This window comes from Nocardioides astragali (assembly GCF_024436375.1).
Lineage (GTDB): Bacteria > Actinomycetota > Actinomycetes > Propionibacteriales > Nocardioidaceae > Nocardioides > Nocardioides astragali.
The window spans coordinates 94,751-107,218 of record NZ_JAFMZM010000008.1 but is presented as its reverse complement, the minus strand read 5'-3'; the positions used below and the strand labels follow the sequence as shown (position 1 = coordinate 107,218).

The 12,468-nt window shown below is 70.8% G+C and carries 14 protein-coding genes; 6 read left to right on the top strand and 8 right to left on the bottom strand.

All coding sequences use genetic code 11. The features are described from left to right. Window positions 1–17 precede the first annotated feature (17 nt). Entirely contained in the window at window positions 18–296 is a 279-nt protein-coding gene (locus J3P44_RS23925; RefSeq protein WP_255893026.1) for a GlsB/YeaQ/YmgE family stress response membrane protein, read from the top strand. Window positions 297–360: 64 nt separating this feature from the next. Here the strand turns inward: J3P44_RS23925 and J3P44_RS23920 are convergent, their stop codons facing one another. After that, entirely contained in the window at window positions 361–1,035 is a 675-nt protein-coding gene (locus J3P44_RS23920) for a ferritin-like fold-containing protein (protein WP_255893025.1), read from the bottom strand. Window positions 1,036–1,184: 149 nt separating this feature from the next. Here J3P44_RS23920 and J3P44_RS23915 point away from each other — a divergent pair, with 149 nt between their 5' ends. After that, window positions 1,185–2,609 carry a DEAD/DEAH box helicase gene (locus tag J3P44_RS23915; RefSeq protein ID WP_255893024.1) on the top strand — a complete coding sequence of 475 codons (1,425 nt, stop codon included), beginning with the start codon at window positions 1,185–1,187 and terminating at the stop codon, window positions 2,607–2,609. A 3-nt stretch (window positions 2,610–2,612) separates the two neighbouring features. Here the strand turns inward: J3P44_RS23915 and J3P44_RS23910 are convergent, their stop codons facing one another. Further along, window positions 2,613–3,446, bottom strand: coding sequence for a ParA family protein (locus J3P44_RS23910; protein WP_255893023.1), 834 nt, complete (start codon window positions 3,444–3,446; stop codon window positions 2,613–2,615). Between the two features lie 141 nt (window positions 3,447–3,587). On the opposite strand from J3P44_RS23910, the gene J3P44_RS23905 reads away from it, so the two are divergent. Further along, window positions 3,588–4,340, top strand: coding sequence for an SDR family NAD(P)-dependent oxidoreductase (locus J3P44_RS23905; protein WP_255893022.1), 753 nt, complete (start codon window positions 3,588–3,590; stop codon window positions 4,338–4,340). A gap of 10 nt (window positions 4,341–4,350) precedes the next feature. Here J3P44_RS23905 and J3P44_RS23900 read toward each other — a convergent pair whose 3' ends face one another. Then, on the bottom strand, window positions 4,351–5,169 hold the full coding sequence (locus tag J3P44_RS23900; RefSeq protein WP_255893021.1) for a DNA/RNA non-specific endonuclease: 819 nt from the start codon (window positions 5,167–5,169) through the stop codon (window positions 4,351–4,353). Window positions 5,170–5,284: 115 nt separating this feature from the next. Between J3P44_RS23900 and J3P44_RS23895 the strand changes: the two genes are divergently transcribed. Further along, the gene (locus tag J3P44_RS23895; protein ID WP_255893020.1) at window positions 5,285–5,530 is read left to right on the top strand and encodes a hypothetical protein; all 246 of its coding nucleotides are present in this window, start codon (window positions 5,285–5,287) and stop codon (window positions 5,528–5,530) included. A gap of 61 nt (window positions 5,531–5,591) precedes the next feature. Next, a complete protein-coding gene (locus tag J3P44_RS25855; protein WP_372496700.1) occupies window positions 5,592–6,140 on the top strand; it encodes a P-loop nucleotide/nucleoside kinase family protein in 549 nt (182 codons plus the stop codon). A gap of 863 nt (window positions 6,141–7,003) precedes the next feature. On the opposite strand, the gene J3P44_RS23890 is transcribed toward J3P44_RS25855, so the two are convergent. The 3 genes from J3P44_RS23890 to J3P44_RS23880 all read right to left on the bottom strand — a co-directional run bounded on the left by J3P44_RS23890 (window position 7,004) and on the right by J3P44_RS23880 (window position 10,086). Beyond that, the gene (locus J3P44_RS23890; protein WP_255893019.1) at window positions 7,004–8,488 is read right to left on the bottom strand and encodes an HNH endonuclease signature motif containing protein; all 1,485 of its coding nucleotides are present in this window, start codon (window positions 8,486–8,488) and stop codon (window positions 7,004–7,006) included. Window positions 8,489–8,672: 184 nt separating this feature from the next. Beyond that, window positions 8,673–9,515: a PHP domain-containing protein gene (locus J3P44_RS23885; RefSeq protein ID WP_255893018.1), complete on the bottom strand. Its 843-nt coding sequence runs from the start codon at window positions 9,513–9,515 to the stop codon at window positions 8,673–8,675. Window position 9,516: 1 nt separating this feature from the next. Continuing rightward, window positions 9,517–10,086 (bottom strand): histidine phosphatase family protein, encoded by a 570-nt coding sequence (locus tag J3P44_RS23880; protein ID WP_255893017.1) that lies wholly within the window; start codon window positions 10,084–10,086, stop codon window positions 9,517–9,519. A gap of 48 nt (window positions 10,087–10,134) precedes the next feature. Between J3P44_RS23880 and J3P44_RS23875 the strand changes: the two genes are divergently transcribed. Next, entirely contained in the window at window positions 10,135–11,337 is a 1,203-nt protein-coding gene (locus J3P44_RS23875; protein WP_255893016.1) for an MFS transporter, read from the top strand. Window positions 11,338–11,348: 11 nt separating this feature from the next. On the opposite strand, the gene J3P44_RS23870 is transcribed toward J3P44_RS23875, so the two are convergent. Then, window positions 11,349–11,534: a DUF5302 domain-containing protein gene (locus J3P44_RS23870; protein ID WP_255893015.1), complete on the bottom strand. Its 186-nt coding sequence runs from the start codon at window positions 11,532–11,534 to the stop codon at window positions 11,349–11,351. 109 nt (window positions 11,535–11,643) lie between these two features. Beyond that, the gene (locus tag J3P44_RS23865; protein ID WP_255893014.1) at window positions 11,644–12,465 is read right to left on the bottom strand and encodes a class I SAM-dependent methyltransferase; all 822 of its coding nucleotides are present in this window, start codon (window positions 12,463–12,465) and stop codon (window positions 11,644–11,646) included. Between the last annotated feature and the right edge of the window lie 3 nt (window positions 12,466–12,468).

Here is a 12,468-nt window from a genome sequence, read left to right as displayed (position 1 = left end):
GGAAAGGGTGACCCATCATGGTCGTAGACATCATCGTCCTCCTCATAGCGGGCACGATCATCGGTCTGCTCGGCAAGCTCGTCGCACCGGGCGACAAGGACAACATCCCCATCTGGCTCACGATCCTCTGCGGGATCGGTGGCGTCCTGCTGGGCTACTGGATCTACTCGCTCTTCGGCGGCGACGGTTCTGGTGGCATCGACTGGACCCGCTGGGTCGTGGCGATCCTCACCTCGGCCGTCCTCGTCGTGATCGCCTCCACGGTGACCGGCCGCAACACCGGCCACAGGGTCTGAGCACCACCCGCACGCACCAACGAACGAGGCCCCGCATCCAGCCGGATGCGGGGCCTCGTCCATGTCAGGCCTCGAGGCCGAGCTCCGCCATCCGGGCGGCGTGCCGCTCGGTGAGCCGGGTGAACATCCGGCCCAGAGCGGCGAGGTCGAGCCCGGGCCGGTCCACTCCCCCGGCGAGCAGCGCGGTCAGCGACTCGCGGTCGCCGGCGACCCGCTGTGCCTGGGTGAGGGCCTCGCCCATCAGCCGCCGGCCCCACAGGGCGAGCCGCCCCCCGAGCCGGTGGTCCTCCGCGATCCCGGCCTTGACCCGATCGACGATGAAGGCCGTCTGCCCGGAGTCCTCCAGCGAGCTGATGATCACCTCACGGGTCTCGGGGTCGAGGTAGGCGGCGATCTCGCGGTAGAAGTCGGCGGCGAGGCCGTCGCCGACGTAGGCCTTGATCAGACCCTCGTAGTAGTCCGACGGCGCGGTGTAGGCGTGGAAGCTGTCGAAGCTCGGGCGGAAGACCTGCATCGCCTCGGCCGGGTCGGCGCCCAGCTCCGACAGTCGTTCGACGAGCTTCTGCAGGTGGCCGAACTCCGCGGTGGCCATCGCGCCGATCGCGATCTTGTCCTCGATCCCCGGCGCCATCTTGGCGTCCTCGACAAGTCGCTCGAAGGCGGACAGCTCTCCGTAGGCGATCGCTCCGAGCAGGTCGACGGCGGCACGGCGGTAGTCCTCGTCGGGCGATTCAGTCATGCTCGAAGCCTAGCGATAGGATCGGTGTGACCGAGCCGCTGGCGATCTGACCGGTGGCCGCCTGTATGTGCGCGGTTGGCAAGGCTTTCATGAGTGGCTGACCGCATACGCGTGGGACATCCGACTCCTTTTCGAAAGCGACACTCCTCGTGACCACCACCTTCCGTGAGCTGGGCGTTCAGTCCCAGATCTGTGACGCGCTCGAGCGCGCCGGCATCACCACCCCCTTCGCCATCCAGGAGATGACCCTCTCGGTCGCCCTGCTCGGCACCGACCTCATCGGCCAGGCCCGCACGGGCACGGGCAAGACCCTCGCCTTCGGCATCCCCGTGCTGCAGCGCAGCGTGGCGCCCAGCGACCCGGCGTACGTCGACATGCCCCAGGGCAAGCCGCAGGCGCTGATCGTCGCCCCGACCCGTGAGCTCGCGCTCCAGGTCTCCAACGACCTCCACCTCGCCAGCAAGGACGTGGGCCTGCGGGTCCTCACCGTCTACGGCGGCGTGGGCTACGACACCCAGCTCGAGGCCCTCGAGTCCGGCGTCGACATCGTCGTCGGGACGCCGGGTCGGCTCATCGACCTGGCCAACCGCCGGGCGCTCGACCTCTCCCACGTCCACGCGCTCGTCCTCGACGAGGCCGACGAGATGCTCGACCTCGGCTTCCTGCCCGACGTCAACAAGCTCATCTCGATGACGCCGGAGACCCGGCAGACGATGCTGTTCTCCGCGACCATGCCGGCAGCCATCGTGGCCCTGGCCCGCACCCACATGCGCCACCCGATGAACATCCGCGCCGAGTCGTCCTACGAGAACGCGACCGTGCCCGCGACCGCGCAGTTCATCTACCTCGCCCACGACCTCGACAAGCCGGAGATCATCGGCCGCGTCCTGCAGGCCGACGACGCGGACAAGATGATCGTCTTCACGCGCACCAAGCGCCAGGCCCAGCGGATCGCCGACGACCTTGCCGAGCGCGGTTTCGGCGCCGCTCCGCTGCACGGCGACATGGCCCAGATCGCCCGCGAGAAGGCGCTGGCCAAGTTCCGCGAGGACAAGCTCAAGGTGCTCGTGTGCACCGACGTCGCGGCCCGCGGCATCGACGTTCGCGGGGTGTCCCACGTCGTCAACTACACCTGCCCCGAGGACGACAAGACCTACATCCACCGCATCGGCCGCACCGGCCGCGCCGGTGCCACCGGCACGGCGATCACGCTGGTCGACTGGGCCGACCTCGCGCGCTGGAAGATGATCAACAAGGCGCTCGACCTCCCCTTCCCCGACCCGCCGGAGACCTACTCCACCTCCGAGCACCTCTTCCACGACCAGGGCATCCCGAGCGGCACCAAGGGCCGGATCAAGGACCCCGCCCCGGTCGAGAGGAAGGAGCGCACCGACCGCGCGCCGCGTGAGCGTGGCTCACGTGACGGCGGTCGCGACAACTCCTCACGCGATGGGGCCTCACGCGACGGCGCCGCGCGCGAGAAGAGCTCAGGTGACGCCCCGCGTCGTCGCAGCCGCAGCCGCAGCCGCACCCGCGGCGGCTCGCCCGTCACGGGCGGCTCGACCCAGGCCTGAGGCTCAGCGCCTCCGCGCCGAGAGCTTCTTCGCAGCCTTCGTCTTCGGGCGGGCTGCCCGCTTCACGAGGTTCTCGGCGACCTCGCGGTAGGCCTGCGCGCCCTTGCTGCTGCGGCTGGTCGAGAGGATCGACCGGCCCGCAGCAGGCGCTTCGGCGAACTTGATCGTCTTGGGGATCGGCGGCTCGACGACCTCGAGGTCGTAGGTGTCGCTGATGGTCTCCAGCACCGTACGGGCGTGGTTGGTGCGGCCGTCGTAGAGGGTCGGGAGCACGCCCCAGACCTCCAGGCCGCGGTTGGTGAAGCGGCGTACGTCGTGGACGGTGTCGAGCAGCTGCCCCACGCCGCGGTGCGAGAGCGTCTCGCACTGCAGCGGGATCAGCACTCCGTCGGCCGCGGTCAGCGCGGCGACCGTCAGCACGCCGAGGGAGGGCGGGCAGTCGAGCAGCACCCAGTCGTACGCCTCGTCCCCGAGGTCGTCGGCGAGCTGCTCGAGGGCACCCTTGATCACGTGCTCGCGTCCGGTGCGGGTCAGCAGGTCGGCCTCGGCGCGGGCCAGCTCGATCGTCGCGGGCAGCACGTCGACGCCGTCCTCGGTCTCGATGATGGTCTCGGCCGGGTCGACACCCTTGGTCAGGACGTGGTGCACGGAGAGCTCGAGGTCCTCGGGGTCGATGCCGAGGGAGAAGGTCAGGCAGGCCTGAGGGTCGAGGTCGACCAGCAGGACGCGGTGGCCCAGCTCGGCCAGTGCGGCCCCGATCGAGGCGACGGAGGTGGTCTTGGCGACGCCACCCTTCTGGTTGGCGACGGCCAGCGTGACCGGGGTCTGGGTGCTCATCGCCGCCCATTGTGCCGGACGGGGTCGCGGGTCGACCGGCCGTCCTGAAATGCTGTGCGGCATGAGCGAGCACAGCGAGCGAATCATCCAACACAGTGCGACACGTGCCTCGTGCGCGCACGGAGCGAAGCGAGTACGCGCATGAGCGTGTCATTGATCACCGGCGCGACCGCCGGCATCGGCCACGAGTACGCCCGCCAGCTCGCCGCCCGCGGCGACGACCTCGTCCTGGTCGCCCGCGACGGCGCACGGCTGGACCAGGTGGCCGAGGAGCTGCGCCGTGCCCACCAGGTCGAGGTCGAGGTGCTGGTCGCCGACCTGGTCGACCGTGACGACCTGGCGCGGGTCGAGGCCCGTCTGGCCGATCGCGAGCGTCCGGTCGACCTGCTCGTCAACAACGCCGGCTTCGGCCTCAAGAAGCGGTTCCTCGACAACGCCGCCGACGAGGAGACGGCGATGCTCGAGGTGCTGGTCACGGCCGTGCTTCGGCTCAGCCACTCAGCCCTCGGCGCCATGGCCGAGCGCGGCCACGGCGGCATCATCAACGTCTCGAGCGTGGCCGCCTTCCTCCCCCGTGGCAGCTACTCGGCTGCCAAGGCGTGGGTGAACAGCTTCAGCGAGTGGGCGCACCTGGAGTACAAGTCCCGCGGCGTGAAGGTCATGGCGCTGTGCCCGGGCTTCACCAAGACCGAGTTCCACGAGCGGATGCAGGTCAAGCGCGGCGACGGCTTCATGTGGCTCGACGCCGACTTCCTGGTGCGCAAGTCGCTCGAGGACTTCGAGAAGGGCCGCGCCTTCTCGATCCCCGGTGCGCAGTACAAGACGATCATTGCGCTGAGCAAGGCCATCCCCAACCGCGCGCTCCGCCTCGCTCAGTCGGTCGGGCGCCGCTGACGTACGGCTGCTACCAGGCCACCTGCTCGGCCTCGGCCACGAGGACCGGCCCGGCCGGTTGCCTCAGCTCGGTGGCCGGCACGCCGGCACGCAGGCTGGTGAACGTGAGGCCGGTGCGCTCCTCGAGGAGGTCGAGCGGGACGAGGTAGGTGTCGAAGTCGTCCAGGAACGCTCGCTGGTCCCAGACGCGCAGGTCGAGGTCCTGGGACAGGACGAAGCTCCTGGACCTGAGCTGTCCGTCCATCCGGTAGACGACGACCTTCCAGTGCTCGCGCGGGACCTGGACGATGTCGCGGTAGGCCGGGTCGTCGTCGCGGAGCACGGGCCCGGCGAACAGGGTGAGCCGCCGGTCCTCGAGGCCCTCCTGGGCGAGGACGGCGTTCTCGAGCAGTCCCCAGGCGCCGCCCCGGCCGGACTGGTTGAAGTCGTCCATCTGCGGGGTGATGTTGGTGAAGAAGAACGAGTCGGAGTTCGCCGCCCGGGCCTCGTCGAGGGTTCCCCAGAGCAGGTCGGAACGACGGGCGACGTGGCCGCGGTCGAGGCGGTTGCCGGCGTAGGCGTCGTTCAGCGTCTGGGCCGTCGCCGGGATGCGCGGGTCTGCCCGGAAGTCCTCGCCCGACCGGCTGATGGAGTCACTGGGGAACAGTCGGAGCCCGTCGATGTTCCACGCCACCCACCAGGCAAGCCGACGGGTGGGGTGCATCTGCACGGTGAAGTGCTGGTAGTCGAGCAGGGCACCCTCCCCCGCTCCCCCACCGGGCTCCTGCCCCGGCCCAGGCGGCGCGAGGGTGGTGTCGAGGAAGTCGCTGTCGTACCCGAGCTCGGCCATGGGACGAGTGTGCTGCACGGAGCGCGGTGGTGGGGTGGTGATGTCGAGCCGTCCGGATCAGCCGCGACGGGCACGGAGCAGCCGACGTGCGGAGGGGCTGCGGCACACTGGTGGGATGACCTCGCCGAAGGAGCCGTCGGCCCAACGTCTTCCAAACGGCCCTGCCGACCGCGAGGCCCTCGCTCGCATCGTCGACGAAGACGGCGCCAGGGACGAGGCCGAGAACGGCTACTTCGAAGACGCCAACGACCCCCAGTTCGTCGCCATCGAGACCGCTCAGCGACGGTTTCGCAGCCAGTTGCGTCGACGGCTCCGCCATCGGGACGCGAGGCGCCGTCCTGAGGAGCACCCGGAGGCATGACCATCCGGGTCTCCCGCGACCCATGGGTCCGCTCATGCCGACGTGCGGATAGGTTCAATCGGTGCTCGTTCAACTCTCTGGGGTGCCCGGCTCAGGCAAATCCACTCTCGCGAGATCTGTGGCGGGGGCCACGGGCATCGTGGTCTTGGATACCGACGTCCTGAAGAGTTCGATTGTCGGCTCTGGCGTACCAGTCGCGGCCGCAGGACCCGTGACGTATGCCGCTGTATTGGCACTCGCTCAGGACCTGCTCGAACAAGGTCGAAGCGTGCTCCTGGACTCGCCCTGTAGATATCAGGAACTGCTCGATTCCGGTCGACAGATGGCTAACGTCCACGGCGTGCGTTATGCATTCATCGAACTCTGGGTCCACGACTGGGGGACCGTGCTGCATCGCCTCGACGGACGGTCCCCTAGGCCCTCGCAGCTGGAGTCGGCAACATCACCGGTCCCCGGAACTGACTGGGAGTTCGCAACCGCCGAAGAGACACTTGCGACGTGGCAAACCCAACTCCTGCGCCCGGAGCATGACTGGCTTCGACTCGACGCTGAAGATGCGGCGAAGGACAACCTGCGCGCAGCCCTTCGCTATCTAGGTCCCCACCGCTAGGGCCCGGTCGCAGCGACGCAGAACGCCCGTGTCGACGCTGACAGGTGCGCGAAACTGCCGACGAGCGGACCGAGGGAACTCTGCAACTCCAAGGTCAGCGGATGGAGCGTCCCGCCGCGTGGCGTCGTCTCAGTGGCATGCGACCTGTTCCATGGGCTCTACTCGCCGTTGTTCTCCTGCTCGGGGGATGCGCTGACACCGCAGCGCCTAGGGGAAGCGGACTCGCGACCGAAGCCGCAAGTTTGGACCCTGATCTTGAGGGCACGATGACCGTCACGCCTGCATCGGCGGGGCCTGGTAGAGAGGTCACCCTGAGATTCCCAGCGGATAGCCAACGCGGAATCGCGTTCTCCCTTTCCCAATGGACCGCGGGCCAATGGAACCCGGCCTACTACCTGACCTCCGACTGGGGAAGGTCCGGAGACCACGCGCCGACATGGTGGAGGGTTGAGGACAGCGAAGACCGCGGCTGGGAAGACGTCGGAGTTGGCGGCCCCGGGCCCGACCGTGTGGTCATCCCAGACACCGCCGCCCCCGGCGACTACCTCCTATGCACAGCGAATGCCGTCGATGAAGCGTGCGCTCTACTGTCCGTAACCGGCTGAAGGGCTCATTCCGTTGCTGGTCATCGGACGTCCGCATCTGCCGCGATGAGCATGCTTTCGGTAGTCGGCGGGGAGGCGGGGTCTACTTCCCAGCACTTCTTCCACCCTCCGGTGGAACCCGTCTCTCCCTCTTACCTGCCGGGATGGCCGCCGACCACAGTACGCAGTCCCGACATCCCGGATGTGCCGCCACCCGTACGGCGGGGGACGGGACGTGCCTGTGGCCCGATCACCGGGTGGTGTGGGGCTGTGGGGCGGTCAGGTTCGTCGACGCTTGGGTGGTGGTGCGGGGCGAGCGGTGTGGGGGTCGGTGGTGACCTGGGTGCCGGTGGGCAGGGTCCACTCGTACGACCCATCAGCGAGGCGTCGGTAGGCGAACCGGCCGAAGGTCTTCGCGCGGTGGTGCCGACGGCACAGCGGCGCGAGGTTGTCGGGATGCGTCTGGCCGGGTGGTCCGCCCTGGTCCATCGGGATGTATTCGTCGACGTGGTCGAGGTCGCAGACCTCCGCCCCGCGGCCGCAGCGGGGGTAGACACAGGTCTCGTCGCGGAGCCGGACGGCCTCGGCCATCCGCGCCGGCGGGTCGTGCTGGTCCACCGCGGGCATCGCATGGATGTCGAGGACGGGCTTGATGGTCACCGTGCCCGCGGTCAGCAGCCACGAGTGCAGTCGGGCCGTCAGGACGGGGCCGAGCTTGGGTGAGCGGGCGACCCCGTCGCGACGCAGCAACCCGCTCCCGTCGGGGTCGGTGTCGGTGTCGAGGAGGTCGCGGTCGGTGACGTGGAACACGACCACCGCCTCACCACCAGCCGTGCCGCCGTCCCGCCCGCAGCCACCAGACCAGCCGCGGAACGGGGTGGGGGTGGCGTAGGCGGCGTCCTCGGCGACACAGACCGCGGGGTCGTGGTCCGGGTCGAGGGGTCGGTCGGGGTCGGCGAGGTCGGCGGCGGCCAGCAGGTCGAGGGCCTGCTGCGGGTCCGCCAGCACCCCCACCGCATGCGCCCGCCGGACACCGAGGTCCCCGGGATGACCCAGCGCGCGCATGGTCGCGGCCATCGTGGACACCGTGGAGTCGAACGCGGCCGCATCCGCGGTGTCGAGGGTCATGAACACCTCCGACGAACCGGGCGCACCTTCCTCGTGGTGCACCTCCACCCGACGCGACGCCAACGCCTGATCGTGGTCCGCGATGGCCCGGTCCGGGTCGGCGTACAACCGCGCCTCGTGGACCAGCACCCCCACCCGGTGCGGGTTCAGCCGACGAGGCCGCCACGACAGCAGCCGGTCCGCATGCGCTGCCGCCACCACGTCCAGGTCACGGGACTGCCGGGCAGCCTCCCGCCCCAGGTGGACCGGGACCCGCAGCCCCTTGACCAACGCCCAGGTGCGTGGGAGACGGTGGGCCAGGTCCAGCACGTCACCCACCAAGGACAGGGTCGCCTCGTGCGAGATGTCGAGGACCGCGGCGAGCTCCATCACCGCGAACTCCGCCACCGCCGGCGTCCCCTCCCCCGCGATCGGGGTGGCCCGCTCCCCGAACAACGCCGCCGCCGACCCCGGCATGTGGATGATGTCCGACCTCCAGCCCGCGGCGTCGTCCTCACCGGCCGGGACGTGGGCGTGCGCCCACGCCAGCGCGGCCTCCAGCACCTCGACCTCCGCCCGCCGCCGGGCGGTCATCGCCGCCCGAGCACGGTCCAGCACGGCGAGTGCGCTGGGAGCCGGGGTGGTGGTGGTGGACATGCGTCCATCCTCCCAGAGCCCACCGACACTCTGACCTGCGCCAATGCTCCTGTGGAGAAGTGTTCTCGAACAGGACGACGGAGCCAGGAGAGGGGTTTCGTGACGGTCGCTGCGCGACCTCCTCAACCAACAAACTGCGCCGCGCGACCTCCTCAACCACGAGACCGAGGCCGGCGCGACCTCCTCACGCAGCGGGCGAACCCGCCAGGGCCAGCAGGCGCTCGTACTGCTCCGGGTCGGTCGTGTTGACCCCGAGGTCGTGGTCGACCTTGCCGAGGCCGTGGTGGTCGCTGCTGCCTGTGACCAGCAGGTCGAGGTCGCGCGCGATGCCGCGCAGGGTGGCGCGGGCGGCGGGGTCGTGGTCCTGGTGGTCGACCTCGAGCCCGGCGAGCCCGAGGTCGCGCAGGCCGGCCAGTGCCTCCTCGTCGAGCACCGAGCCGCCGCTCCTCCCCCACGGGTGGGCGATCACGGCGACGCCGCCGGCCGCCGTGACGATCGGGATCACCTCCTCGAGCGGGGCGGCGTAGCGGTTGGCGTAGCCCGGGCGGCCCGGGTTGAGCAGGTCGGCGAAGGCCTCGGTGCGGTCGGCCGAGACCCCGAGCCGTACGAGCGCGTCAGCCACGTGCGGCCGGCCGGCGGCCACGGACCCCCCCGCCTCCCGGCGTACGTCGTCCTCGGTGATCTCGATGCCGTGGCGCCGCAGGGCGTCCACGATCGCCGGGGTCCGCTCGGTGCGCCCCGCAAGGATCCGGTCCAGCGCCGCGACCAGCGGCGGGTGCGTCGGATCGGGGAGGTAGGCCAGCAGGTGCACGCCACGGTGGCGGAACTTCGTGCTGATCTCCAGGCCCGGCACCAGCGTGATGCCGACCTCGTCGGCGGCAGCTGCGGCCTCGGCCCAGCCGGAGGTGGCGTCGTGGTCGGTCAGGGCCACGACGTCGAGTCCGGCGGCCTTCGCCTCGCGGACGAGGTCTGCCGGGGTGTCGGTGCCGTCGCTGGCCGAGGAATGCGTGTGGAGGTCGATCCGCACGTCAGCTGTTCCACCTCAGGAGGACCGGCGTCTCCCGTTCGAACCCGAGCACCGAGACCGTGGACGTGTCGAGGCGGAAGAACCGCCCCTCGTCGGCGGGCTGCTCCAGCCACCGGGCGGTGAGCACGCGCAGCGAGTGGCCGTGGCCGAAGACCAGGGTGCGCCGGTGGTCGCGGACCCGCTTCACCACGCGGTCCTGCCGCGCGGAGACGTCGCCGGCGCTCTCCCCACCGGGCGAGGGGTGGGTCCAGACCGTCCAGCCTGGCGCCGTCTCGCGGATCTCCGCCGTGGTGATCCCCTCGTAGTCGCCATAGGCCCACTCGACGAGGTCGTCGTCGACCTGGGCGTCGGCGAACCCCGCGAGCTCGGCCGTACGACGCGCGCGCCGGCGCGGGCTGGTCAGGACGAGGTCGAACTCCACGTCGGCCAGGCGCGGGGCCAGCGAGGTCGCGGCCTCCTCCCCCACGTCGGTGAGGGGCAGGTCGGTGGTGGAGGTGTGCTTGCCGTCGCGGCTCCACTCGGTCTCGCCGTGGCGCACGACCCAGAGCTCGGGACCCGGAGCATCAGACATGCCGCAAGTCTGTCACGCGCGGGCGCGCGGCCTGCCACGATGCTCGCCATGACTGCCGCACCCTCCGCCGCGACGGCGGCCGTGGACCTGGGCCGGGCACGGCTGGCCATCGCAGCCGCGTTCGCCACGCAGGGACTGGTCTTCATCAGCCTGACCACCCGCCTGCCGCGCATCCAGGACCGGTGGGACCTCGGCGAGCTCGCGCTCTCCGGGGTGCTGCTGATGATGGTGCTGCTCGCCGGCGCCGGCTCGCTCGTCGCCGAGCGGCTCGCCCCGCGCCTGGACAGCGCAGTCGTGCTGCGCGCCGGGCTGCTGGTGATCGCGGTCTCGGTGGCGGTGCTGGTCCTCGCTCCGACGACCGTGGTGTTCGTGCTCGGCCTGGCGGCGTACGGACTGGGGCTCGGGCTGGTCGACGCGACCGGCAACATGCAGGCGGTGGCGCTCGAGCACCGGCTGGGCCGCGTCATCCTGCCGTCGTGCCACGGCGCCTGGACCCTCGGCGGGGTGGTCGGCGCCGTCCTCACGCTGGCGACGACCGACGTCCCCTGGTCCGCGATCGCGCTGGTGGCGGTGCTCCCCGTCCTCGCGGCCGCGGCTCCCTACCTCCCCCGCGACCACGGGGTCGCCGCGACGGTCGCCGAGACCGACGTCCCGTGGCGCGCGATCGTGGTGGTGGGGCTGGCGCTGGTGGTCTTCTACTCGGTGGACACTGCTGCAGCCACCTGGGGGCCGGTCTACCTCGACGACGTCTTCGACGCCCCGGAGCGGCTGGTCGCCCTGGCGACGCTGCCCTACCTGGTGTCCAGCGGTCTCGTGCGGCTGGCCGGCGACCGGCTCACCGAGCAGCTCGGCGCGGTCCGACTGCTGCGCCTCGGAGCGGCGATCGCCTTCGTGTCCCTGGCGGTCATCGTGGCGGCTCCCTCGTGGCCGGTGGCGGTCCTCGGCTTCACGCTGCTCGGCTGCGGGGTCGCGGTGGTGGCGCCGCTGAGCTTCTCAGCGGCCGCCGCCCTCGCCGGGAGGGACGCCGACCCGGCGACCCGGCAGGCGCGCGTCGACGCGGTGGTGGCCAGGTTCAACCAGTTCAACTACGCCGGCGCACTCCTCGGCGCGGTCATGACCGGAGCCGTGGGCGCCGGGTCGCTGCGCATCGGCTTCGCGGTGCCGCTCGTGCTGGTCGTGGCCCTGTTCTGGCTGGCACGGGCCTTCGCGCCGGCGGACGACAATCCTCGGATGGGGTCCGCCGGCGCCTGACCCGCGGCGTCCTAGACCCCGCCGCCGCCGGCCTTGCGGCGGTGCATCGGCTTGGCGACGTTCTTGTCGTTGACCTCCGAGCCGTGGGCCTTCTCCTTGGAGCCGGCACTGTCGTCGGGGTGGTGGTTGCCCTTCTTGCGATCGAGGGCCTCCCGCATCTTCGCCTTGAGGTCGGCGTTGGGGTCCTGATCAGCCATGGGCTCCTCCTCGGTTCGCGTGACCCCTGGCGGGGCCGGGTCCTGCTTGCACCGCAACCTTGCCAAACCCGTCAAGCCCGGTCGAGCGGTTAAGGGGCTCAGGCCACGATCAGGAGCGGCGGGGCTGCTGGAGCACGTCGATCCGGCCGGCGAGCTTGCCCATCATCCGGTAGACGTGCCAACGGCAGTCGCCCAGCATCACGTCGTACGCCGCCTGGCCGAACTCGGCACGGTAGCGCTCGGGATCACGCAGGAGCCGGGCCAGGTGCAGCAGGGCACGAGCGGCGTGTCCGTCCTGCTCCTGCGACCACTCCCCCCACTCGCTGCTGAGGTCGATGGTGTCGACGACCTCGAGGCCGGAGCCCGCGATGGCCGCGTCGAGCACGTCCGGGTCGGCGGAGTCCGGCACGACGCCCATCACGTCGAAGAGCCAGTCCGCCTCGTCGGCGGCGAGCCGGTCGGTGGCCACCGTCTGGTAGCCCACGACGTAGCCACCGGCGCGCAGCACCCGGGCGAACTCGTCGAGGGCGTCCGCGGGGTCGGCGACGTGGACCATCACGTCGCGGCACCAGACGAGGTCGATCGAGGAATCCGGAGCGGGGATCCGGCCCGCCGAGCCACGCTCGAAGGAGACGCGCGATGCGATGTCAGGCACCACCTCACGCCTCTCCGCCCGGGCGAGGTCGAGGTGGCGCTGCACGGGGTCGATGCCGAGCACGCGGAAGCCGAAGTGGGTCGCGAGGCGGAACGCGTGGGCCCCCTCGCCGCAGCCCACGTCGACGACCCGGCTGTCGGGCGGCAGGTCGAGCTCGCGCACGACCTGCAGGAGCACCGACGGTGCCCGCGGCGACAGCGACTCGTCGAGGCGCGCGGCGAAGGCGGCCTCCACGCGCGGATAGGTGTCGTAGAAGAAGTCGCGATCCCAGGCCACGGG